Genomic DNA, 22,205 nt, shown 5'->3' with positions numbered 1-22,205 from the left:
GGGCCCAGCGGGTACACTTCGCGGGCCGTGCCGCCGAATCAACGCAAGCAAGCCCCGTTTGTCCCCATACACATCAGCTCTGGCGCCCTTCGTCCGTACGCCCAGGACAAGCAACGTCAGGGCTCTCGTGCATCGGGAAGATACCAATGGCCCCGGCCCGAGTCGTGAAGACTCGGGCCGGGGCCATTGGGCTGGTCGTGGTGAGCGGATGCCGGCGGGCTGCTGTCTGAGACGAGCCCGGCATCAGCTGCCCGCGAAGCGGATGCTGCTAGTGCGACGACCCCTCGGTCGCGACCTCGCTGCGGTCGCCCGACCACAGCGTGTGGAACGTGCCGGGCATGTCGACGCGCTTGTAGGTGTGCGCTCCGAAGTAGTCGCGCTGGCCCTGCACGAGGGCGGCGGGCAGGCGCTCGCTGGCGAGCGAGTCGAAGTAGCTCAGGCTCGAGCCGAAGCCGGGAACCGGCACGCCCGAGAGCGCGGCGGTCGAGACGACGCGGCGCCAGGCCGCCTCGCTCGTGGCGACGGCATCGGCGAAGTACTTGTCCACCAGCAGGCTCGGGATCGACGGGTCGTTGTTGTAGGCATCCACGATGCGGTTCAGGAACTGCGCGCGAATGATGCAGCCGCCGCGCCAGATGGTCGCGATGGCACCCTTGTCGATGCTCCAGCCGTACTTGACTGCGCCGGCGATGATCGCGTCGAAGCCCTGGGCGTAGGCGACGATCTTCGAGGCGTAGAGCGCCTGGCGCACATCTTCCTGGAAGGTGTCGCCGACGATGGCGATTTCGGGGCGAGCGGTGAGCGTGGCACGCACCGGGCCGCGCTGTTCCGGGTGGGCGGAGACGGCGCGGGCGAAGACGGCTTCGGCGATGCCGCCGACGGGAACGCCGAGGTCGAGGGAGTTCTGCACGGTCCAGACTCCGGTGCCCTTGGAGCCAGCCTCGTCGAGCACGATGTCGATGAAGGGCTTGTCGGTCTTCGGGTCCACCTGGCGCAGGATCTCGGCGGTGATCTCGATGAGGTAGCTGTTCAGCTCGCCGGTGTTCCACTCGGCGAAGATGTCGGCGATCGCGGCGGGGGAGTGACCTCCGACGCGGCGCAGCAGGTCGTAGGCCTCGGCGATGAGCTGCATGTCGGCGTATTCGATGCCGTTGTGGATCATCTTCACGAAGTGGCCGGCACCGTCGGTGCCGATGTGGGTGACGCACGGCACGCCGTCGATGATCGCGGCGATCGACTCGAGGATCGGGCCGAGGGTCTTGTAGGCCTCCACGGAACCGCCGGGCATGATGCTGGGACCGTGCAGTGCGCCCTCTTCGCCACCGGAGATGCCGGCGCCGACGAAGTTGAGGCCCTTGGCGCTGTTCTCCTTCTCGCGACGGATGGTGTCCTGGAAGTCGGCATTGCCGCCATCGACGATGATGTCCCCGGGCTCGAAGAGCGCGGACAGCTGGCTGATCACGGCGTCGGTACCCTTGCCGGCCTGCACCATGATGATCGCGGTGCGCGGGGTGGTCAGGCTGGCGACGAAGTCTTCGATGGTCTCCGAGGCGATGAAGCCGGCCTCGGGGTGTTCGCTGGTCAGCAGCTCGGTGCGCGAGTAAGAGCGGTTGAACACGGCGACCGTGTTGCCCTCCCGGCTGGCGAGGTTGCGGGCGAGGTTCGAGCCCATCACCGCCAGTCCCACTACGCCAATGTTTGCCTGTGCTGCGCGGGTTTCTGACACGTCTACTCCTTCGGGTCGGGTTGTCCAGACCACTGTCAAGCGTATCCCGCCCGGCTGCATGCGCCCACAGACGGGGGACACAGTGCGACACGGGGGAGACCTATCCTCGGTTTGACAGATCAGACATAACGCGTAGCGTTGCTTAATGAAATCAGATTTATTGCGAGCAATCGCTCCATGATCCGATGTAATGAAGCAACGGCCGACAATCGCGGAGCGTCAATGACTGATGAAACCACCCGTCCCACCCTGCCAGGGGCTCACCGTCCGATCGTCGTGATGGGAGTGCAGGGCTGCGGCAAATCCACTGTGGGGCAGGCACTCGCCGACTCCCTCGGACTGCGCTTTGTCGACGGCGACGACCTGCACTCGAGCGAGGCCCGCGCGAAAATGGCGTCGGGGCATCCGCTCACCGATAATGATCGCCTGCCCTGGCTGGCCCGCGTCGCGCAGACCGTGGCCGATGCCCTCGCCCCGACCGAGACAGGCGGCGGTGAGCCGATCGTCATCGCCTGTTCCGCCCTCAAGCGCGGCTACCGCGACCTGATGCGCGGCATCGTGCCGAGCCTGGTGTTCATGGAGCTCTACGGCAGCCAGGCCCTGATCGCCGAGCGCCTCACCCACCGCAACCACGAGTACATGCCTCCGACCCTGTTGGACTCCCAGTTCGAGGCTCTCGAGCCCCTCACCGCCGACGAAGCGGGCGCCCGCATCGACCTCGTCAACTCACCCGTCGCCATCGTCGCCCTCATTCTCACCCAGCTCACTTCACCAGCAACCCCGAACGAACCGAAAGAGATAGCTCACTGATGACCGATCTTGACCTGAACTGGGTGCTGTCGACGCCCGCCCTGCTGGGCGTCGCCGCCGCATCCATCGCCGTACTGCTCACCCTGATCATGAAGTTCAAGGTTCACGCCTTCCTCGCCCTGATCATCGTGAGCCTGCTCACCGCCGTCGCCACCGGCATCCCGACCACCCAGCTCATGCCCACCCTGCTCAGCGGCTTCGGCGGAACCCTCGCGAGCGTCGCCCTGCTCGTGGGCCTCGGCGCGATGCTCGGCCGCATGCTCGAAACCAGCGGCGGCGCCCAGGTGCTGACGGATGCCCTCATTCACCGCTTCGGGGAACGCAAGGCGCCGCTCGCCCTCGCCGTCGCGTCCCTGATGCTCGGATTCCCGATCTTCTTCGACGCCGGCCTCGTCGTCATGCTGCCGATCATCTTCGCGGTGGCCCGTCGCCTCGGCGGTTCGTTCCTGAGCTACGGCTTCCCCGCCGCCGTCGCGTTCTCGGTCATGCACATCTTCGTGCCGCCGCACCCGGGGCCCGTCGCAGCCACCGGCCTGCTCGGCGCCGATGTCGGCCTCGTGCTCATCTTCGGCCTCGTCGTCGCGCTGCCCACCTGGTACGTCGTGGGCCACCTCTTCGGCGCCTACGTCGGCCGCAAGTACAACATCCCGGTTCCCTCCATCCTGCGCGGCAGCACCGGCGACTTCACCGATTTCGCCTCCGCACCCAAGGTCGGCACCATCATCGCCCTGCTGCTGCTGCCGATCCTGCTCATCTTCATGAACACCGGCCTCAACATGGCCGCCACGGCCGGACTCGTCTCCCTCGACGACACCTGGGTTCAGGTGCTGCGTGCCTTCGGTGAAACCCCGATCGCCCTGCTGATCACCGTGCTGCTGGCGATGTTCCTGCTCGGCACGCGCAAGAACAAGTCCTCAACCCTCGTCGAATCCGTCGTCGACAGTGCACTCGGCCCGGTTTCCGCGGTCATCCTCATCACCGGTGCCGGTGGCATGTTCGGTGGCGTGCTGCGCGCCAGCGGCATCGGCGGCGCCCTCGCCGAGTCCCTCGACGCGGTCGGCCTGCCGGTCATCGTCGCCGGTTTCGTGATCGCCGCGATCATCCGCATCGCTCAGGGCTCGGCCACGGTCGCCCTCACGACGACCGCGGCGCTGCTGCAGCCGGTGGTCATGGGCAACTCGACCTTCAACCCGGTCGAACTCGCCGCGATCGTGCTGGCCCTCGCGGCCGGTTCGGTCTTCGCCGGGCACGTCAACGACTCCGGTTTCTGGCTGATCAGCCGGTTCTTCGAGATGGACACCAAGACGACCCTGAAGACCTGGACCGTCGGCCAGGCCCTCGTCGGAGTGGTCGGCTTCGTGATCGCCCTGGCGATCTACCTCATCGCCAGCCTGTTCTGATGACCGCGAGTCCCTTCACGGCGTCCACCCCATTCAGCATCGAAGGCCGGGTGGCCCTGGTCACCGGGTCGAGCCGCGGCATCGGCCGGGCGATCGCCGAGGGATTCGCGGCCGCCGGGGCCCTCGTCGTACTCAACGGCATCAACCCCGAACGCCTCGCAGCGACCCACGCCGAGTTCGCTGCGCGCTTCGGCGCCGAGCGGGTCTTCTCCCGGGCCTTCGACGTGACGGATGCCGCGGCCGTCACCGCGGGCATCAACTGGGTCGAAGAGACGGTCGGGGCACTGCGCATCCTCGTGAACAACGCGGGTGTGCAGCACCGGGTTCCGCTGCTCGACCTGGACGTCGCCGACTGGGAGCGGGTCATGACGACCAATCTCACGAGCGCGTTTCTGGTGGGCCGGGAAGCGGCCCGCCACATGATCCCGCGCGGCGCCGGCAAGATCATCAACGTCGCGTCGGTGCAGACCGACCTCGCCCGACCGACGATCGCGCCGTACACGGTGTCGAAGGGCGGCCTGCGCAACCTCACCCGGGCGATGACCGCCGAGTGGGCCGAGCATGGCCTGCAGGTCAATGCCATCGCACCCGGCTATATCCACACCGAGATGACCCAGAACCTCGTCGACGATGAGGCCTTCGACTCCTGGATCCTCGGCCGCACGCCGGCGCACCGCTGGGGAACCGTGACCGACCTGGTCGGGCCTGCGCTCTGGCTGGCCGGCGACGGTTCTGACTTCGTCAACGGGCAGGTCGTCTTCATCGACGGCGGCATGACCGTCGTCGTCTGACCCGACATCCCATCCCCTCGACACCCATTGGAGACCCCGTGAGCACCCCCACCGACGTCCAGATCCCCACCCACACCCTGGCCGTCGTCGCCCACGCCGCCGGCGACCTGCGCGTCGACACCGTGCCCGTCGCGGTGCCCTTGCCCTCGGAGGCCCTCATCGCGGTCGCCTACGGCGGCATCTGCGGCTCCGACCTGCACTACTGGCAGCACGGCGCCGCCGGCGAATCGGTGTTGCAGGCCCCGATGCGCCTCGGCCACGAGGTCGTCGGCACGGTCATCACTGCCGCCGCGGACGGCACTGGTCCGGCCGCCGGAACCCCGGTGGCCGTGCACCCCGCCACGCCCGGCGCCGGCGACGGCAGTCCGTTTCCGGCCGACCGGCCGAACCTCTCGCCCGGCTGCAGCTACCTCGGCAGCGCGGCACGCTTTCCCCACACCGAGGGCGCCTTCGGCAGCCACGTCGCCCTGCCCTCCCGCATGCTGCGCCCGCTGCCGAACGGCCTGTCGCTTCGCGACGCGGCCCTCGTCGAACCCGCGAGCGTCGCCTGGCATGCGGTCTCGCGGGCCGGCGCCGTGGCCGGCCGCCGGGTACTCGTCATCGGCGCCGGCCCGATCGGCTCCCTGATCGTGGCCGTGCTGAAACGCGCCGGCGCCGCCGAGATCATCGCCGTCGACATGCATGAGCGTCCCCTTGCGGCCGCCCTCACGCTCGGCGCCACCCAGACGCTGCGGGCGACGGATGCCGCGGCCATCGCATCCGTCAACGCCGACGTGGTCTTCGAATCGTCCGGCAGCAGCCGCGGCCTCGCCTCCGCCGTGCGCGGCGCCCGCCGCGGCGGGCGCGTCGTGATGGTCGGCCTGCTGCCGACCGGCGAGCAGCCCGCACTCATCAGCCTCGCCATCACCCGCGAACTCGACTTGGTCGGCTCCTTCCGTTTCAACGACGAGATCGACGAGGTGCTGGCCGCCCTCGCCGACGGCTCCCTGGTCGTGGAGCCCGTGATCACCCACGAGTTCGCCGCCGCCGACGCGCTCGAGGCGTTTGCGGTCGCCCGCGACGCGTCGGCGAGTGGCAAGGTGCTGCTGCGGTTCTGAGATCTGAAGCCTAGAAGAATACCCGGGGGGTGGAGGCCCAGGCGGACTCCACCTCCGCGATTGTGCGCCGCATGATCAGGTCCATCGACTGCCGGGCCAGGTCGGGGTGCCCACCCTGGATGGCGTCGGCGACATCGACGTGCCACTGCAGGGCCGTTTCGTGCGGGTGCGTCGGCATCAGGCCGAGGTCGGTACGTCCCGAGAGCACGGCGGCGATAACAGCGTCGAGCTTGGCGAACATCTCGTTGCCCGAGCCGTGCAGCACCAACCGGTGGAACTCGATGTCGAGTTCGAGAAAACGCTCCACGTCGCCGGCGCGGCCCACCGTGCGCATTTGCGCGGCAACCCGCATGAGCTCGTCGGACATCGCGGGCGGGCAGTGTTTCGCGGCCAGTTCCGCGGCCATCGGCTCGACGGATGCCCGCAGCTCGGTCAGCGACCGCAGCTGGCTGCCCTTGCCGGTTCCGGCAATACGCCAACGGATGAGCAGGGGGTCGAACGCATTCCAGGCCGACTGGGGTCGCACCCGGATCCCGACGCGTTTGATGGATTCCACCAGCCCCATCGAGGCGAGCACCCGCACGGCCTCCCGCACGACGGAGCGACTGACGCCCTGCTCCCGTTCGATCTCCTCGGCGAGCATCACCGTGCCCGCCGCCGTCGCGCCGCTGACGATCGGCTTGCCGACCGCGTCGACCACCCGGTTGTGCAGGCTGGACGGCTGCAGGGGGGACGGCTGCAGGGGGGACGACATGGTTCGACCCTACCGACTCTCGCCCCCGGCCCCGAGTCGGGCCGTGTGCACGCCGGCCGACCAACGCGACACGCCCGACCTGTGTAAACTAAGGAACTGAACTTCGGCGAGGGATTCCGCCGAGCCTGCGAAAGCAGGCCCACGGCATCCGTTATCGACGCGGCGGATGAGTCTACGGCCTTTCCTCACGCTGACATGCGTTCGAGTTGAACCAGCTATTCATGCTGGGCCACCACAACAATTGGGCCTGTCGGTCCGCTAGGAGAAACACCATGGCTAAAGAGACCAACAAGGTCACCGCAGAACTGCGCACCAAATTCGGCAAGGGCGCGGCCCGCAAGCTGCGCGTGCTCGGCTACATCCCCGCCGTGATCTACGGCCACGGCACCGTGCCGGTGCACGTGTCCCTGCCCGAGCACAAGATCGGCCTGCTCCTGCGCAAGGCGAACGCCATCCTCGAGCTCGACATCGAAGGCACCAAGCAGCTCACCCTCGTCAAGGACGTGCAGAAGGACCCGTTCCTGATGATCATCGAGCACATCGACCTCATCGTCGTCGTCAAGGGTGAAAAGGTGCAGGTTGACGTCAACGTGCATATGGACGGCGAGTCCTTCGCCGGCACGATCGCCGACTTCGACACCAAGAGCCTGCTGCTCGAGGTCGAAGCGACCGAGATCCCCGAGCGCCTCACCGTCAGCATCGAAGGCCTCGAAGACGGTGCCCAGGTTCACGCCAAGGACATCGTTCTTCCCGAGGGCGCCGTTCTCGTGTCCGACCCCGAGGCCCTCGTCGTCTACGTGCACACGCCGCGTGGCGAAGACGAAGAAGAGGTCGCGGCCGACGCCGAGACCCCCGCTGCAGCCGCCGAGTAGTTCACTCTCCCTGCACCATGCTTGACCGGTTTCGCCAGGCAACTCGTTCGCTGTTCCATCCCAACTCCGCACGGAGGCACGACCTGAACGAGAACTCTTGGCTCGTAGTCGGGCTCGGTAACCCCGGGCCCGGCTATGCCGGAAACCGCCACAATGTCGGTCAGATGGTCCTGGCGCAGCTCGCCGACCGCCTGAACGTGAACTTCAAGAACCACAAGACGAACTCCGCCGTCGCGGAGGGCCGCAGCAATCCCGGCGGCCCCAAGCTGATCCTGGCCAAGCCGAACAGCTTCATGAACCTTTCCGGCGGCCCCGTCGCGGGTCTGCTGCGTTTCTACTCCATCGAACCGTCGCACCTCATCGTCGTGCACGACGAGCTCGACCTGCCCTTCGACAGCCTCAAGCTCAAGGTCGGCGGCGGGCACGGCGGTCACAACGGCCTGCGTGACATCATCTCGGCCACCGGCACGAACGACTTCATCCGGGTGCGGGTCGGCATCGGCCGCCCTCCGGGCCGCCAGCCCGCAGCCGACTTCGTGCTGCACGATTTCGCCTCCACGGAGCGGGCGAACCTGCCCATTCTGTTAGCGGATGCCGCGGACGCCGTCGAACTCATCGCGAACGACGGTATCGTCGCGGCCCAGCTCAAGGTGCACACCGCCTGACCCGCCTCCAGCTGCCGCCTGCCCCGCGCGCGATGGCTGGGTGCGGCATCCAGCCGCCCGCCTGTACCCCGGCGCAAGTCCCGCGCAGCGGCGCAGCTACCGCGCAGCGGCGCGGCGAATCGCGCGCCGACCGGCCTGGGCCGAGTCACGCGGTACGTGCGCCGCTGCGCCGCAGGCACGCCTACCGCGCAGCGGCGCACGTACCGCGCACCCCCTGTGGGCGGGGTGGCCGGGGGCGTACATACCGCGCAGCGGCGCAACTACCGCGTAGCGACCCGGTTTCCGCGGCGGATGCTCCGCTCGGCTCAACTGCGACCCTGCTGCGTCCGAAACCTGCTCGTGCGCCCCTGCCGTGCGCCCGTGCCGTGCGACGGAAAGCTGCTGGTGCGCCGGAAAGTTGCTGTTCGGTGCGTTGATGCGCCGAAAAGCTGCTCGTGCGCCTGGCAGGCCACGCGCACGAGCAGCTTTGGGCAGCACGAACCTGACCGCCGGATCTTCTCCGTCCGCTGGCATCGGGCAGCGAGAGCTGCACGCCGTGGCTACCTGCCGGCGCGGCCGGGTGGTGGGCCGTTGTCAGCGACGGATTCCTCAATATCCGTCGCTGATTTGTCGCCGCAGAGCAGGTCCGACCTCTTCGACGAAGATTCACCCGAAAAACTCGGTCAAGCCTGAAGCGCGGCCTTCGGGCGCGATCTCCGTCGAATGGTACAGCCCGAGCGCCGCGTAGACTTGTCCAGTGATCCTTCAGGGCTTAATCGCAGCGCTTTCGCGCGCGTCCACGTTCGACAACGCCTTGACTTTCGCGGGCCGCGATGCGGACTTCTCGCTGACCGAGGGCCTGCACGCCCCACTCCTCGCCGGGCTGCTCAGCCAACGCAGCGCCCAAGCGCTGCTCGTCATCACGGCGACCGGCCGCGAGTCCGAGGCCCTGCGCGACAACCTCGCTGGTTTCGCCTGCGACGCGGAGATCATCGACTTTCCGGCCTGGGAAACCCTGCCGCACGAACGCCTGAGCCCCGGCGCCGAGATCGTCGGCCGGCGCCTGCACGCGCTACGCCGCCTGCGCGAGTGGGAGGAGTCCGCGCCCGAGACGCGCAAACCGCTCATCGTCGTCGCCTCGGTGCGCGCCGCGCTGCAGCCCGTCGCCGACAACCTCACCGACTACGTGCCCGTAGACCTCACAGTGGGGGCCCGCGGCCACGACCTCGCCGCCATCACCCTGCAGCTCGTCAACGTCGCCTACGCGCGGGTCGACATGGTCACCCGGCGCGGCGAGTTCGCGGTACGCGGCGGAATCCTGGATGTCTTCCCGCCCGTGGCGTCGCATCCGTTTCGGGTCGAATTCTTCGGCGACGAGGTCGAGCAGATTCGCGCATTCTCGGTCGCCGACCAGCGGTCCTTCCCCGAGCCGGTCACCAACGTGCTGCTGCCCCCGAGCCGCGAGCTGCTGCTGAGCCCCGCCGTGCGCCAGCGCGCCCGCGAGATGCAGCACGAATTTCCGAGCCTCGCCGGCATGCTCGCCAAAATCGCCGAGGGCATCCCGGTTGAGGGCATGGAGAGCCTCGCTCCCGCCCTCGTCGACCGGCTCGTGCCGATCACCCACTACCTGCCCCTCGAAACCGCCGTCGCCGTCATCTCGCCGGAGCGCGTCGCGAGCCGGGCGATCAGCCTCGCCGAGACCAACCGCGAGTTTCTCTCCGCCGCGTGGAGCGCCGCGACGGCCGGCGCCGACTCGCCGATCGACCTCGAATCCGGCGACTTCCTCACCCTCAGCCGGCTCAAGGACACCGTGAAGTTCAGCCGCCCCGGGGAGCCGTCGTCGAAGCGGGTCTGGTGGACGCTGAGCACGTTCCAGGCCGCGCCGACGGATGCCCCCGCCGGCGACCCCGCGGACCTCGACCGGTACGACATGGACGAACTGCTCACGGTGCGGATCGACGCCACGGCCGTGCCGAGCTTCGCCGGCAGCGTCGAGGGTGCCGTGGGTCACCTCACCGACCGCCTCAAGTCCGGCTGGACGGTCGCGATCGTCGCCCAGGGCGCCGGGCTCGTGGAGCGTGCGGCCGACGTGCTCGCCGAGCACGAGCTGCCCGCCCGCATCGTCACCGAGTTCCCCCTCGAACCGGAGGCCGGTATCGCGTACCTGCTGAAGGCATCCATCGATCATGGTTTTGAGATCCCCGAGACGAAACTCAGCCTGATCAGCGAATCGGAGTTCTACGGCCGCACCGTCGGCTACGACGGCCGGCAGATCAAGAAGCTTGCCAGCCGCCGAAAGAACGTCGTCGACCCGCTGCAGCTGGTCGCCGGCGACCACGTGGTGCACCAGACCCACGGCATCGGCCGATTCCTCGAACTGACCCAGCGGGAGGTGTCGAGCGGTGGCCGCAACCCGGTCAAGACCACCCGCGAGTACCTCGTGCTCGAATACGCGCCCGCCAAGCGGGGGCACGCCGGCGACAAGCTCTACGTACCCACCGACCAGCTCGACCTGGTCAGCCGCTACGTCGGCGGCGAGGCCCCGACGCTCAGCAAGATGGGCGGCAGCGACTGGTCGACCGCGAAGAGCAAGGCCCGGCACGCGGTGCGCGACATCGCCGTCGAACTCGTGAAGCTGTACTCGGCGCGCATGGCGAGCAAGGGCCATGCCTTCGGCCCCGACACGCCCTGGCAGCGCGAGCTCGAGGAGGCTTTTCCGTTCGTGGAGACCCCCGACCAGCTCACCACCATCGACGAAGTCAAAGCCGACATGGAACGGCCCATCCCGATGGACCGGCTGCTCTCCGGCGACGTCGGCTTCGGCAAGACCGAGGTCGCCGTGCGCGCCGCCTTCAAGGCGGTGCAGGAGGGCAAGCAGGTCGCGATGCTCGTGCCCACGACCCTGCTGGTCAGCCAGCACATGGAGACCTTCAAGGAGCGCTTCGCCGGGTTCCCCGTGCACCTGCGTGCTCTCAGCCGGTTCCAGACCGAGAAGGAATCCCGCGAGACGGTCGCCGGCATGCTCGATGGCACAGTGGATGTCGTCATCGGCACCCACCGGCTGCTCTCGCCCTCGATCATCTTCAAGGACCTCGGCCTCGTCATCATCGACGAGGAGCAACGCTTCGGCGTCGAGCACAAGGACGCCCTCAAGAAGCTCAAGACCAACGTCGACATCCTCGCGATGAGTGCCACGCCCATCCCGAGATCCCTCGAGATGGCGGTCACCGGCATCCGTGAAATGTCGACCCTGGCGACCCCGCCCGAAGACCGGCACCCGATCCTCACCTTCGTCGGCCCGTACTCCGAGCGTCAGGTCGCCGCCGCGATCCGGCGCGAGCTGCTGCGCGAGGGGCAGATCTTCTTCGTGCACAACCGCGTGACGAGCATCAACCGGGTCGCGGCGAAACTGGCCGAACTCGTACCCGAAGCCCGCATCGCGGTCGCCCACGGCCAGCTGCCCGAAGCGCAGCTGGAGCAGGTCGTCGGCGACTTCTGGGAGCGCAAGTTCGACATCCTGGTCTCGACGACGATCATCGAAACCGGCCTCGACATCGCCAACGCGAACACGATCATCATCGATCGGGCCGACAAATTCGGGCTCAGCCAGCTGCACCAGCTGCGCGGCCGCGTCGGCCGTGGCCGGGAACGCGCCTACGCGTACTTCCTCTACGACGAGAACAAGCCGCTCTCCGAGACCGCGCACGACCGGCTCGCGACGATCGCGGCGAACAACGAGCTCGGCGCGGGCATGCAGGTGGCGCTGAAAGACCTCGAGATTCGCGGCGCCGGCAACCTGCTCGGCGGCGAACAGGCCGGCCACATCGCCGGCGTCGGCTTCGACCTCTACCTGCGCATGATCGGCGAGGCGGTGTCCACATTCCGCGGCGACGTGGCCGAGGGACAGACCGAGCTGCGGCTCGAACTGCCCGTCGACGCCCACATCCCGCACGACTTCGTCGACAGCGAACGGCTGCGCCTCGAGGGCTACCAGAAGCTGTCGAGCGCGAGTGCGCCATCCGCTGCCGCCGACCAGATCGACCTCGTGCTCGAGGAACTCACCGACCGTTACGGCGAACCGCCGACCCCGGTGCAGAACCTGATCGCCGTGAGCCGGCTGCGCTGGCAGGCCCAGCAGGCCGGCCTCAGTGAGGTCGTCGCGATGGGCTCCAACCTGCGCATCGCCCCGGCAGACCTCGCCGATTCACTGCAGGTTCGCCTGCAGCGGATGTACCCCGGCGCCCGCTACGTGAACGCGACCGGAGCCATCACGGTTCCGATGCCCCGGCCCGGGGGAGTGGCGCCGAACGACGCCGAGCTGATCAGCTGGACGGGGTCGCTGCTGACCGCGCTGTTTCCGAAGCCCGTCGATAGTGTCGTGCCCGCGAGCTGACCACGACGGCGCTGATCACCATGGACAGCGCCGAGCCGATCAGTACCGCGAGCACGGCCTCGTCGATGACCACACGGTCGCCGGCGAAGGCCAGCTCGGCCATCAACAGCGACACCGTGAAACCGATGCCGCCGAGGCACGCGACGACGACGATGTCGATGAAGGCCAGGCCGGGCTTGGATCCCGGTTTCGCATTCTTCATGCCCCGGCGGGCGACGCTTGTGCCGATCCAGCCGAAGAGGGTGATGCCGAGCAGCTTGCCGACCGGAAGCGCGACGACGATTCCCCAGAACGCCGGGCTGATGTCAGACACCGCGATTTGCGGGATCGTGACCATCGCGGCGAAACCGGCGAACAGCGGCAGCACGATGGCGTTGGAGGCCGGTTCGAGCAGGTAGTGCGCGCGCCCGGCCGGGCGGCGGGCCATCACGAGGCCGAGGATCACGCCGGCGATCGTCGCGTGCACCCCGGAGAGGTAGGTGAAGTACCAGGTCAGCACGCCGAGCACCACGAGGGCGCTGATGATCGGCCACTGCGGCTTGCGGCTGAGCACCCAGGTCGCGCGGGGCTTCAGCAGCCGGCTGGTCAGACCGAACAGGGTCGCGGCGATCACGGCGAAGCCGAGAAAGTCGAGGCTCGCGTTGTCGGTGAAGAAGAACGCGATGATCAAAATCGCGACGAGGTCGTCGAGCACGGCGAGGGCCAGCAGGAACACCCGCACGCGGGTGGGGATGCCGCGGCCGAACACGGCGAGCACCCCGATGGCGAAGGCGATGTCGGTCGCGGTGGGAACGGGCCATCCGTTGCTGAAACCGGTGCCCGCCGTGATCAGCAGGTAGATGCCGGCGGGCACCATGACCCCGCCCATGGCGGCGATGGCCGGCAGGCTCGCCTTGCTCACACTGTTCAGATCGCCGATCACGAGCTCGCGCTTGAGTTCGACGGCGACGTTGAAGAAGAAGATGGCGAGCAGGCCGTCGCTGATCCAGTGCCGGATCGAGAGGTCGAGGCCGAAGATGCCGGTGGGCAGAGGCTCGCTCGTGGCGGCGATGAAGCCCGGGCCGAAGGTCAGGTTGGCCAGCACGAGACCGATGGCCGCTGCGATCAGCAGCAGGATGGCCGAGTAACGCTCGGAACGGAGAAAAGTCATGGGGGGAGCCAGTCTGCCCAGCGGTCGCGCCGCCGGATTAGTGCCGAGTGAGGGAGCCGGATGAATGAGGCGCGGAGGGCCTGAGTGGTCGGCACGCACTCCCCAGTTTAGCAGCGGGTGATATTCCAGCGATTTGAGCGAGGCGGTTCAGCAGCGCGAACGACTCGACGGTGACCACGGCGAGAGCCCGCCTACGATTGAAGGACCGTCTCGCCCAAGGAGTTTTCATGACCACGCCGCATGCCCCGAGCCCGCTCGACACCCTCATTCAGACCGTCGCCGTGCTGCGCGGCCCGGGCGGATGCGCGTGGGACGCCGACCAGACGCACGCCTCGCTCGTGCAGTACCTCGTCGAGGAAAGCCATGAACTGATCGAGGCGATCGAGGGCGGCACCCGCGAGGAACTGCTCGAGGAGCTCGGCGACGTGCTCTACCAGGTGCTCTTCCACGCCGACCTCGCCTCGAAGACCCCGGGTGAGAATTTCGACATTCAAGACGTCGCCGCGCACCTGAACGCGAAAATGATCGGGCGGCATCCGCACGTTTTCGGCGACCTGACCCTCGCCACCGCGGCGGACGTCTCGGCCGCCTGGGACGGGTTCAAGGCCGAGGAGAAGCCCGAGCGCACGAGCGTGCTCGACGGAATCCCGCTCGGCATGCCCGCGCTGGCCCTGGCCGACAAGGTGCTCGGTCGCGCCCAGAAGATCGGCCTGCTCGAGGTGGACACGTCTTTCCCGCTCCAGATCGAGAGCGAAGACGATCTCGGCCCGTTGCTGCTCGCGATCGTCTCGGCGGCCAAGGCCCGCGGCCTCGACGCCGAGCGGTCTCTGCGCACCGCGCTGCGCGACCTGCAGTCCGAGATCCGCGACCACGAGACGACCTCCGCGACGGATGCCGCCGCTCCCGCTTCAGAGGATGCCTTCGACGCCGGCATCATCGGCCTCCCCCGCTCCTAAGGAGAACCCTGCGGCGGGATTCCGTAGGTCGTCTTGCGGGGTTTCGACCGCGCCACCAGCGGGACCGATCTCGCCGGTTGAGCCTGCGCGCGAAGCGCGCTGGTCGAAACCAAGTGGGCCGACCCTCGGACTGCGGGAGGCCTCAGGCGATGCGGCTGCCGGCGGCCAGGCGGCGGGCCGGCGTGATCGTGCGGCGCCAGGCCCACAACAGCGCGCCGACCGCGAGCGCCACGTGAATCGCGAGCCCGACGAACCAGGACGGCAGCGCGCCGTCGTAGATCTCTTGCTGGGTCGGGCCCGGAACCTGCATCCCCGGATACTCACCCGAGTAGCTGTCGTATCCGTTCGCGGCCTCGTCACACGCGTCGTACTCCGTGGCCAGCTCCGGCGGCGTCTGCGCCTGCCGCACGCTCACGGCGATCCAGCCGAAGGAGTCGCTCGGGGAGCCGTTCTCGTCGAAGACGCCGGGGGAGGCATCCGCCACCACGACGTAGGGGTTCGCGGCGAGAATCCACCAGTAGTAGTCGAAGCGCGGGGTCTCGTAGGTCGTCGTCTCGGGCACGCCACAGACGACGTTGGACTGCTCGCCGGTCTCCGGGTCGAAGTCGGAGCTGAGCACGGGTGTGAACGTGCTCGTCACCGTCGCCTTGGTCGCCGCTCCCAGCAGCCCGAACGCGATGAGGGTGCCGAGGCTGAGCGCTGCCACCAGCAGGTAGGTCACGACGATCGAGAACAGCGGCCGGATGACCACGCCGGAGAGCCCCACGCCGATCGCCGCGATGACGCCGAGTTCGATCGCGAGCACCAGGATCGACGTGCCGATCGTGGCGGCCGACACCTCCCCGGCACTCACCGCGAAGATCAAAAAGGGCACGGATGCCGCCAAAAACGCGAGCGAGGTGATCCACGCGGCCACGAACTTGCCGAGCACGAGCTGTCCGGCGCTGATCAGGGTCACCTGGGTGGTCGCGAGGGTGCCCGCGTCCCGGTCGCCGTTGACGGCGTTGCCGCTGAGCGCGGGCGAGACGAGCGTTCCGAGCAGCAACACGAAGAACACGATCATCGAGAAGACGCCACCGCCGCCCACGTACTCTGCGGCCGTCGCGTACCAGAGCAGCGTCGTCACCAGTGCGACGAGCAGCACGAAGATACCCAGCAGCACATACCAGGCCTTGCCGCGCACCCGCTGGCGCAGTTCGAGGGTGACGATCAGCCAGAGGCCCGACATCCAGTCGGCGAACGATGCCGCCCCTTCGGCGGGTGCGCCGTTCGTGGGGGTGTTCGTCGCGGCCGTCATGAGGCGATCTCCGTCGTGCTGGTCGGGCGGTTGAGGTCGAGAAAGGTGTGTTCGAGGTTGCCGACGGCCGGGCCGAAGTCGCACACCGGCACATCCGCTCGAATCAGCCGCCCGAGCAGCTCGGCGGCGGCGACCTCCCCGGTCACCTGCACGAGGGTGCCGAGCTTGTCGACGCTCGTGATGCCGGGGGAGACCCCGATCGTCGTCAGCGCTGCGGCGAGGGCCGGCGCATCGAGCGAGCGGATGCGCCACGCCCGGGAACTCGCACCGGCGCGGGCGAGCGCTTCCGGGCTGGCCGTGCGCCCCTTCGTCAGGTACACCGCGGCGTCGGCCATCTCGTCGAGCTCGGCGAGCACGTGGCTGGAGACGAGCACCGCGGTGCCCTCGCCGGCGAGGCGGCGCACGAGCTCACGCAGGTTGATGCGGGCGGCCGGGTCGAGGCCCGATGCCGGCTCGTCGAGCAGCAGCACCGACGGGGAGTGCACGAGCGCTCGGGCGAGGCTCAGGCGCTGCTTCTGGCCGCGGGACAGTACCCGCGAGGGCCGATCGGCAAGCTCTTCGAGACCGGTCAGGGCGATGAGTTCTTCGGCGCGGGCGGCTGCCGCCGGTCGGCTCAGGCGGTACATGCGCCCGGTGGTTTCGAGCGCGGCCCGCACGGTGAGGGTCGGCCAGGAGCCGAGCACGTCGGGCATCCAGCCCATGCTCGCCCGCACCAGCTGCGGCTGCGTCGCCGGGTCATGGCCGTTCACCGTTATGGTGCCGGCGTCGGGCGCGAGCAGGGTCGCGAGCATCAGCATCAGGGTGGTCTTGCCGGAGCCGTTCGGCCCGATGAGCGCCGTGACCGAGCCCGGCGGAATGCTGAGGGTGGCATCGGCGACCGCCTGAACGCTGCCGAAAGCACGGCTCACGCCGCTGACCTGAATACCGAGCTGCATCGCGTCCCCCATGGTTGCCGATCGTGGTTGACCCCGAGTCTAGGGGGTCCCTATTCGGGTCTCACTATCCGAGGCCGCACGCGCGTTCGGGGTGATTCCGGCCTCGAAGCGGATGCCGCGGCGCAGCCCGCCGCGCCCGACCTGAGACAATTAATCCATGGCGACACCAGTAACCCCTCCCCGTGGCATGCGCGACTTCCTCCCCGCCGACAAGGCCGCGCGCGAGCACGCGCTCGGCATCATTCGGCAGAGCTTCGCCTCCCACGGCTTCGACGAGATCGAAACCCCCGTCATGGAGGACTCCGCCCGCCTGCACTCCGGCCTCGGCGGCGACAACGAAAAGCTCGGCTTCGCGGTTCTGAAGCGCGGTCTTTCCGCCGCGGATGTCGCATCCGCCGCCGACACCGACAACGTGCTCGCGCTCGCCGACCTCGGCCTGCGCTTCGACCTGACGGTGCCCCTGGCCCGTTTCTATGCCAGCCACCGCGCCGAGCTGCCGACGGTGTTCCGTGCAATCCAGATCGCTCCGGTCTGGCGGGCCGAACGCCCGCAGAAAGGCCGCTTTCGCCAGTTCGTGCAGTGCGACATCGACATCATCGGCGAATCCGGCCCGCTCGCCGAGATCGAGCTCATCACGGCGACGAGCGCGACCCTCGACGCGCTCGGCCTCGCGGGGTGCTCGATCCGTATCAACGACCGCCGCATCCTGACCGGGCTGCTCGCCCACTGGGGCGTCACTGCGGACGCCGGCGAACGCGCCCTGATCACCCTCGACAAGCTCGACAAGATCGGCGTCGCCGGCGTTGTCGCCGAACTCGAGGCCCTCGGCATCATCGGCGCGGGCGTCACCCCCGACGCGGCAACCGAGACCCTGACCGCCCTCGGTGCCGGCGGCTGGACGCTCGGAACCGACGCTGCAGGCGAGGCCCCCGCCTGGCTCGACGCCGCCGCGTTCGCCGACCTCGAAGCACTGCGCGCCGCCCTGCCCGGCGTCGACCTCGTCTTCGACCCGACCCTCGTGCGCGGCATGGGCTATTACACCGGAACGATCTTCGAAATCGCCCATCCCGATCTCGGCTACTCCCTCGGCGGCGGCGGCCGCTATGACGGCATGATCGGCCGTTTTCTCGGCACGGATGTCCCCGCCTGCGGTTTCTCGATCGGTTTCGAACGCATCGTGGACCTGCTCGGAGCGGATGCGGCATCCGCTGACCGTGCGGTGGTGCTCGTGCACGAGAAAGACGCCGACCCGGCTCGCCTCGTGGCGCTGAAGACCGCCCTCGTCGAGACCGGCCTGCGGGTGCGACTGGAGAAGCGCACGAAGAACCTGAAGGCCCTCCTCGAGCGGGCCGGAGCGGCCGGCTACGGACGCTTCGCCATGGTCGGGGACGACACCGTCGATGTGGGTGCCCTCGAATTCAAGGCACTCGGCTCCTAACCCGGGCCCTCACCCGGGCCGGTCAGGGAACCGGCCGGAGCCACTGGTTAGACTGACACCGGATTACAGCGTTGTTTTCCTTGACTCACCCCGACTCACCCCAACACCCAGAAGCAGGAGATAGTTGTGGCCCTTATTGAGGCAGTAGACGCACGCGAAATTCTCGACTCCCGAGGCAACCCGACCGTCGAGGTCGAGGTTCTTCTTTCGGACGGCACCGTCAGTCGGGCCGCCGTTCCCTCCGGAGCCTCCACCGGCGCCTTTGAGGCCTACGAGCTTCACGACGGCGACAAGTCGCGGTACATGGGCAAGGGTGTGCTCAAGGCCGTTGACTCCGTCGTCGACGAGCTCGGGCCGGCGGTCGAAGACATCGACGCGACCGACCAGCGCGTCGTCGACGCGGTGCTGCGCGAGACCGACGGCACCGATAACAAGGAGCGCCTCGGCGCCAACGCCATCCTCGGCGTCAGCCTCGCCGTGGCCAAGGCCGCCGCCAGCTCGGCCGGCCTGCCGCTGTTCCGCTACCTCGGCGGCCCGAACGCGCACACCCTGCCGGTGCCGATGATGAACATCATCAACGGTGGCTCCCACGCCGACAACGACGTGGACATCCAGGAATTCATGATCGTGCCGCTCGGCGCCGAGACCTTCAGCGAAGGCCTGCGCTGGGGCGTCGAGACCTACCACGCCCTCAAGGGCCTGCTCAAGTCGAAGGGCCTCTCCACCGGCCTCGGCGACGAGGGTGGATTCGCTCCGAACCTGCCGAGCAACCGCGCCGCGCTCGACCTCATCGTCGAAGCCATCGAAATCGCCGGCTACACGCCCGGCACCGACATCGCCCTGGCCCTGGACTGCGCCGCGAGCGAGTTCTTCAAGGATGGCGTCTACCACTTCGAGGGCAAGGAACTCTCTGCCTCCGAGATCGTCGCCTACTACGCCGAGCTCGTCGAGACCTACCCGCTCGTTTCCATCGAGGACCCGCTCGAAGAAGACGACTGGGACGGCTACGTGCACCTCACCGCCCAGCTCGGCGACAAGGTACAGATCGTCGGCGACGACCTGTTCGTCACCAACCCGGAGCGCCTCGCCAAGGGCCTGAACCTCGGCGCCGCGAACTCGATCCTCGTCAAGGTCAACCAGATCGGTACCCTCACCGAGACGCTCGACGCCGTGGCCCTCGCCCAGCGCAACGGCTACACCGTCGTGATCTCGCACCGCTCCGGCGAGACCGAGGACACCACGATCGCCGACCTCGCTGTCGCGACCGACTCCGGCCAGATCAAGACCGGCGCCCCGGCCCGCAGCGAGCGCGTCGCCAAGTACAACCAGCTGCTGCGCATCGAAGAAGAGCTCGGCGAGGCCGCGGTCTACGCCGGCCGTTCCGCGTTCCCGCGATACACCAAATAACACGAAAACCCGCACCACCAGCACCACCGGGTCCTCTCCGCCACGCGCGGGGAGGACCCCTCCCACACCCGTAACCCGCAGCAGCCGTCCCGCCGAAAGGAGCCGTCGTGAGCCGCACTCCGCCCGGCCGCTCCCGTATGCGTTCGAACACGCCGCCCCCGGTCGACCCGGATACGGTCGAAACGCCCGTCGCCGGCTGGCTGCGCGGCATCCGCTTCTCAGGTTTTTCGCTGATGATGATGGGAATCCTGGTGATGGCCGTCGTCGTTCTCGCGCCGAGCCTGCGCACCTATGCCGAACAACGCCAGGAGATCAACCGGCTCAGCGCGAGCGTGGACGACCAGCGCACCGAGGTCGACGACCTCGAAATCGAACGTGACCGCTGGGACGACCGCACCTTCGTGACCACCCAGGCCCGGGAGCGACTGAGCTACGTGCTGCCTGGGGACATCAGTTTTCTCGTGATAAATGACCTCCCGGTGGCCGCCGGCCAGGCGGATGCCCCGCCCGTCAGCGCCGAAATCCAGGACACCGATATCGATTGGCTTGATTCCATGTTTGCCTCTGTGATGACCGCCGGGCTCGCGCCCGAGGCCGCCGCCCCCACGTCTGACGCCGCCGTGCCCGGCACCACCGTTCCCGAGGTCACCCCGTGACCCGGCCGCCGTTCGAGCCCTTCACCGAGGCCGACATCGCGACCGTGACCGCCCAGCTCGGACGCCCGGCCCGCGACGTCGTCGGCATCCCCGCGCGCTGCGTCTGCGGCGCCCCGACGGTGGTGGCGACCGCGCCCCGACTGCACGACGGCACGCCCTTCCCCACGCTGTACTACCTCTGCCACCCCGGGGCGACGGCCGCGATCAGCGCGCTCGAAGCGACCCAGGTCATGAACGAGTACAACGCGTTGCTTGCCGAGGACGAGTCCGTGCGCGAGGCCTACGCCGCCGCCCACGCGAGCTTCCTGGCCGATCGTGAAACGCTCGGGACCGTGCCCGAAATCGCCGGCATCTCCTCGGGTGGCATGCCCACCCGGGTGAAGTGCCTGCACGCCCTCGCGGCGCACTCCCTGTCGGCGGGCCCGGGCGTCAACCCGATCGGCGACCTCGCGCTCGCCCGCGCGAACTGGTCCCCGACCGTGTGCGTCTGCCTCGACTACACCGCGAATACCGACACCACGAATACCGACACCACGAATACCGACACCGCATGACCCGACGCGCGACGAGGCTGTGGCGCCGCATCGGCGTGGGCATCGGGCTGACCCTGGCGCTGACCCTGGTCGGCGGCTCCGTCGTGCTCGATGCCCCGGCGGCGCGCGCCGACCAGATTCGCGATATGTCCTACTGGCTGACCGATTACGGCTTCACGAAAGCATGGGAGACCACCCGAGGCGCCGGCGTCACCGTGGCGATCATCGATACCGGAGTCGACGGCAGCATCCCCGAATTGAATGGTGCCATCGTCGGGGGAACGGATGTCTCGGGTATCGGCTCCTCCAACGGCCAGACCCCGGTCGGCGTGAATCCCGCTCACGGTACCCTCGCCGCATCACTCCTGGCCGGCCGCGGCACCGGCGAGGAATCCGGGCTGCTCGGTGTTGCCCCGGAGGTGTCGCTCCTTGCCGTCTCGGTGGCCCTGGGCACCAGCGAATCCACCGTGAGCAACGACGACCAGATCGCCGAGGGCATCCGCTGGGCCGTGGACAATGGCGCCGACGTCATCAACATGTCCCTCACCCGCAACACCCTGGACTGGCCCGAAAGCTGGGACAGCGCGTTTCTCCACGCGTTCGACAACGATGTGATCGTCGTCGCGTCCGCGGGCAACCGGGGCAGCGGCACCGAGGAGGTCGGAGCTCCGGCGACCATGCCCGGCGTGCTGACCGTCGGCGGCGTCGACCGCGGCAAGGAGGCCAGTTTTGACGCGTCCACCCAGGGCATCACGATCGCCGTCGCCGCGCCGAGTGAAGAGCTGGTCGGCGTGACCGTGGGCGGCGGCTACGTGCAGTGGGGCGGTACGAGCGCGGCGGCCCCGATCGTTGCGGGCCTCGTCGCACTGGTGCGGGCCGCACACCCGAACCTCGACGCCTCCGAGGTCATCAACCGGGTCGTCGCGACCGCAGACGCCAACGGTCACGACGTGCCGAGCCCGATCTATGGCAACGGCCTCATCAACGCCGCCGAAGCCGTCGCCGCATCGGTGCCGCGCGCCTACGGCCAGACCCCGGCCGAGCAGCTGAGCGAGTGGATCCACCTGCACCGTCGCGCCGACACCGCAACGGAATCCGTGCCGACGGCCGAACCGCTGCCGCCACGTGAGGTAGCGCCCGACCCGGCGCTGCCGACACGGAATGTGGTCTCCGCGTGGCTGCCGACACCGCTCACGGTGACGTACATTACTGTTCCGCTCCTCGTGCTCGTGGGATTTGGTACTCTAGTAGTGCTGCTCGGCACTGGAGCCACTCGGCATATCAGGCGAATTCGGCGAAAACCGTAAGCATTCGCGCATCAGAATCATGTAGGAGGCCTTTTCATC

Annotated in this window: 18 protein-coding genes; 13 read left to right on the top strand and 5 right to left on the bottom strand. The window is 68.4% G+C overall.

Going from position 1 to position 22,205, the window contains the following annotated elements; genetic code table 11:
* Window positions 1–268 precede the first annotated feature (268 nt).
* Entirely contained in the window at window positions 269–1,726 is a 1,458-nt protein-coding gene (gndA, locus tag D6T64_RS17305; protein ID WP_267900496.1) for an NADP-dependent phosphogluconate dehydrogenase, read from the bottom strand.
* A 222-nt stretch (window positions 1,727–1,948) separates the two neighbouring features.
* On the opposite strand from gndA, the gene D6T64_RS17300 reads away from it, so the two are divergent.
* Genes D6T64_RS17300 through D6T64_RS17285 form a run of 4 tightly spaced genes read left to right on the top strand, consistent with a single transcriptional unit; the run spans window position 1,949 to window position 5,824 of the window.
* Window positions 1,949–2,536, top strand: coding sequence for a gluconokinase (locus D6T64_RS17300; protein WP_233551323.1), 588 nt, complete (start codon window positions 1,949–1,951; stop codon window positions 2,534–2,536).
* Entirely contained in the window at window positions 2,536–3,936 is a 1,401-nt protein-coding gene (locus D6T64_RS17295) for a GntP family permease (protein ID WP_119975926.1), read from the top strand. Before D6T64_RS17300 ends, D6T64_RS17295 begins: the two co-directional genes overlap by 1 nt.
* Window positions 3,936–4,727, top strand: a complete 792-nt coding sequence (locus tag D6T64_RS17290; RefSeq protein ID WP_119975925.1) for an SDR family oxidoreductase — start codon at window positions 3,936–3,938, stop codon at window positions 4,725–4,727. The genes D6T64_RS17295 and D6T64_RS17290 overlap by 1 nt, the downstream gene beginning before the upstream one ends.
* A 38-nt stretch (window positions 4,728–4,765) precedes the next feature.
* The gene (locus tag D6T64_RS17285) at window positions 4,766–5,824 is read left to right on the top strand and encodes an L-idonate 5-dehydrogenase (RefSeq protein ID WP_199719209.1); all 1,059 of its coding nucleotides are present in this window, start codon (window positions 4,766–4,768) and stop codon (window positions 5,822–5,824) included.
* Window positions 5,825–5,834: 10 nt separating this feature from the next.
* On the opposite strand, the gene D6T64_RS17280 is transcribed toward D6T64_RS17285, so the two are convergent.
* A complete protein-coding gene (locus tag D6T64_RS17280) occupies window positions 5,835–6,578 on the bottom strand; it encodes a FadR/GntR family transcriptional regulator (protein ID WP_119975923.1) in 744 nt (247 codons plus the stop codon).
* A gap of 272 nt (window positions 6,579–6,850) precedes the next feature.
* Here D6T64_RS17280 and D6T64_RS17275 point away from each other — a divergent pair, with 272 nt between their 5' ends.
* From D6T64_RS17275 to mfd, 3 genes are all read left to right on the top strand, one after another.
* Window positions 6,851–7,450, top strand: coding sequence for a 50S ribosomal protein L25/general stress protein Ctc (locus tag D6T64_RS17275; protein WP_119975922.1), 600 nt, complete (start codon window positions 6,851–6,853; stop codon window positions 7,448–7,450).
* A gap of 83 nt (window positions 7,451–7,533) precedes the next feature.
* Window positions 7,534–8,115 (top strand): aminoacyl-tRNA hydrolase, encoded by a 582-nt coding sequence (gene pth, locus D6T64_RS17270; protein WP_233551354.1) that lies wholly within the window; start codon window positions 7,534–7,536, stop codon window positions 8,113–8,115.
* A gap of 736 nt (window positions 8,116–8,851) precedes the next feature.
* On the top strand, window positions 8,852–12,487 hold the full coding sequence (mfd, locus tag D6T64_RS17265) for a transcription-repair coupling factor (RefSeq protein WP_119975920.1): 3,636 nt from the start codon (window positions 8,852–8,854) through the stop codon (window positions 12,485–12,487).
* On the opposite strand, the gene D6T64_RS17260 is transcribed toward mfd, so the two are convergent.
* Complete coding sequence (locus tag D6T64_RS17260) at window positions 12,417–13,637, bottom strand: Na+/H+ antiporter NhaA (RefSeq protein ID WP_119975919.1); 1,221 nt, start codon at window positions 13,635–13,637, stop codon at window positions 12,417–12,419. The genes mfd and D6T64_RS17260 overlap by 71 nt on opposite strands.
* A gap of 227 nt (window positions 13,638–13,864) precedes the next feature.
* Here D6T64_RS17260 and D6T64_RS17255 point away from each other — a divergent pair, with 227 nt between their 5' ends.
* Window positions 13,865–14,593, top strand: coding sequence for a MazG family protein (locus D6T64_RS17255; RefSeq protein WP_119975918.1), 729 nt, complete (start codon window positions 13,865–13,867; stop codon window positions 14,591–14,593).
* Between the two features lie 142 nt (window positions 14,594–14,735).
* Here D6T64_RS17255 and D6T64_RS17250 read toward each other — a convergent pair whose 3' ends face one another.
* Both D6T64_RS17250 and D6T64_RS17245 read right to left on the bottom strand, forming a co-directional pair.
* Window positions 14,736–15,890, bottom strand: a complete 1,155-nt coding sequence (locus D6T64_RS17250) for an ABC transporter permease (RefSeq protein ID WP_233551321.1) — start codon at window positions 15,888–15,890, stop codon at window positions 14,736–14,738.
* On the bottom strand, window positions 15,887–16,825 hold the full coding sequence (locus D6T64_RS17245) for an ABC transporter ATP-binding protein (protein WP_119975983.1): 939 nt from the start codon (window positions 16,823–16,825) through the stop codon (window positions 15,887–15,889). Before D6T64_RS17245 ends, D6T64_RS17250 begins: the two co-directional genes overlap by 4 nt.
* Window positions 16,826–16,982: 157 nt before the next feature.
* On the opposite strand from D6T64_RS17245, the gene hisS reads away from it, so the two are divergent.
* From hisS to D6T64_RS17220, 5 genes are all read left to right on the top strand, one after another.
* Entirely contained in the window at window positions 16,983–18,263 is a 1,281-nt protein-coding gene (gene hisS, locus D6T64_RS17240) for a histidine--tRNA ligase (protein WP_119975917.1), read from the top strand.
* A gap of 126 nt (window positions 18,264–18,389) precedes the next feature.
* Window positions 18,390–19,670 (top strand): phosphopyruvate hydratase, encoded by a 1,281-nt coding sequence (eno, locus tag D6T64_RS17235; RefSeq protein ID WP_119975916.1) that lies wholly within the window; start codon window positions 18,390–18,392, stop codon window positions 19,668–19,670.
* Window positions 19,671–19,777: 107 nt separating this feature from the next.
* Entirely contained in the window at window positions 19,778–20,326 is a 549-nt protein-coding gene (locus tag D6T64_RS17230; protein ID WP_119975915.1) for an FtsB family cell division protein, read from the top strand.
* Window positions 20,323–20,880, top strand: a complete 558-nt coding sequence (locus D6T64_RS17225) for a DUF501 domain-containing protein (protein ID WP_119975914.1) — start codon at window positions 20,323–20,325, stop codon at window positions 20,878–20,880. Before D6T64_RS17230 ends, D6T64_RS17225 begins: the two co-directional genes overlap by 4 nt.
* Window positions 20,877–22,166 (top strand): S8 family peptidase, encoded by a 1,290-nt coding sequence (locus D6T64_RS17220; RefSeq protein ID WP_119975913.1) that lies wholly within the window; start codon window positions 20,877–20,879, stop codon window positions 22,164–22,166. The genes D6T64_RS17225 and D6T64_RS17220 overlap by 4 nt, the downstream gene beginning before the upstream one ends.
* The last annotated feature ends 39 nt before the right edge of the window (window positions 22,167–22,205 follow it).

Origin of the sequence: Cryobacterium melibiosiphilum (assembly GCF_003602235.1) — a bacterium.
Classification (GTDB): domain Bacteria; phylum Actinomycetota; class Actinomycetes; order Actinomycetales; family Microbacteriaceae; genus Cryobacterium; species Cryobacterium melibiosiphilum.
The sequence above is the reverse complement of the archived record's forward strand: the minus strand, read 5'-3'. Positions and strand labels throughout refer to the sequence as shown.

Bases quoted from the DNA above. Each gene is read 5' to 3' on its own strand.
- D6T64_RS17275 (WP_119975922.1), top strand. From the start codon at position 6,851: ATGGCTAAAGAGACCAACAAGGTCACCGCAGAACTGCGCACCAAATTC.
- hisS (WP_119975917.1), top strand. From the start codon at position 16,983: ATGGCGACACCAGTAACCCCTCCCCGTGGCATGCGCGACTTCCTCCCC.
- D6T64_RS17255 (WP_119975918.1), top strand. From the start codon at position 13,865: ATGACCACGCCGCATGCCCCGAGCCCGCTCGACACCCTCATTCAGACC.
- D6T64_RS17300 (WP_233551323.1), top strand. From the start codon at position 1,949: ATGACTGATGAAACCACCCGTCCCACCCTGCCAGGGGCTCACCGTCCG.
- D6T64_RS17260 (WP_119975919.1), bottom strand. From the start codon at position 13,637: ATGACTTTTCTCCGTTCCGAGCGTTACTCGGCCATCCTGCTGCTGATC.
- D6T64_RS17280 (WP_119975923.1), bottom strand. From the start codon at position 6,578: ATGTCGTCCCCCCTGCAGCCGTCCCCCCTGCAGCCGTCCAGCCTGCAC.
- D6T64_RS17245 (WP_119975983.1), bottom strand. From the start codon at position 16,825: ATGCAGCTCGGTATTCAGGTCAGCGGCGTGAGCCGTGCTTTCGGCAGC.
- D6T64_RS17220 (WP_119975913.1), top strand. From the start codon at position 20,877: ATGACCCGACGCGCGACGAGGCTGTGGCGCCGCATCGGCGTGGGCATC.
- D6T64_RS17290 (WP_119975925.1), top strand. From the start codon at position 3,936: ATGACCGCGAGTCCCTTCACGGCGTCCACCCCATTCAGCATCGAAGGC.
- D6T64_RS17295 (WP_119975926.1), top strand. From the start codon at position 2,536: ATGACCGATCTTGACCTGAACTGGGTGCTGTCGACGCCCGCCCTGCTG.
- D6T64_RS17250 (WP_233551321.1), bottom strand. From the start codon at position 15,890: ATGACGGCCGCGACGAACACCCCCACGAACGGCGCACCCGCCGAAGGG.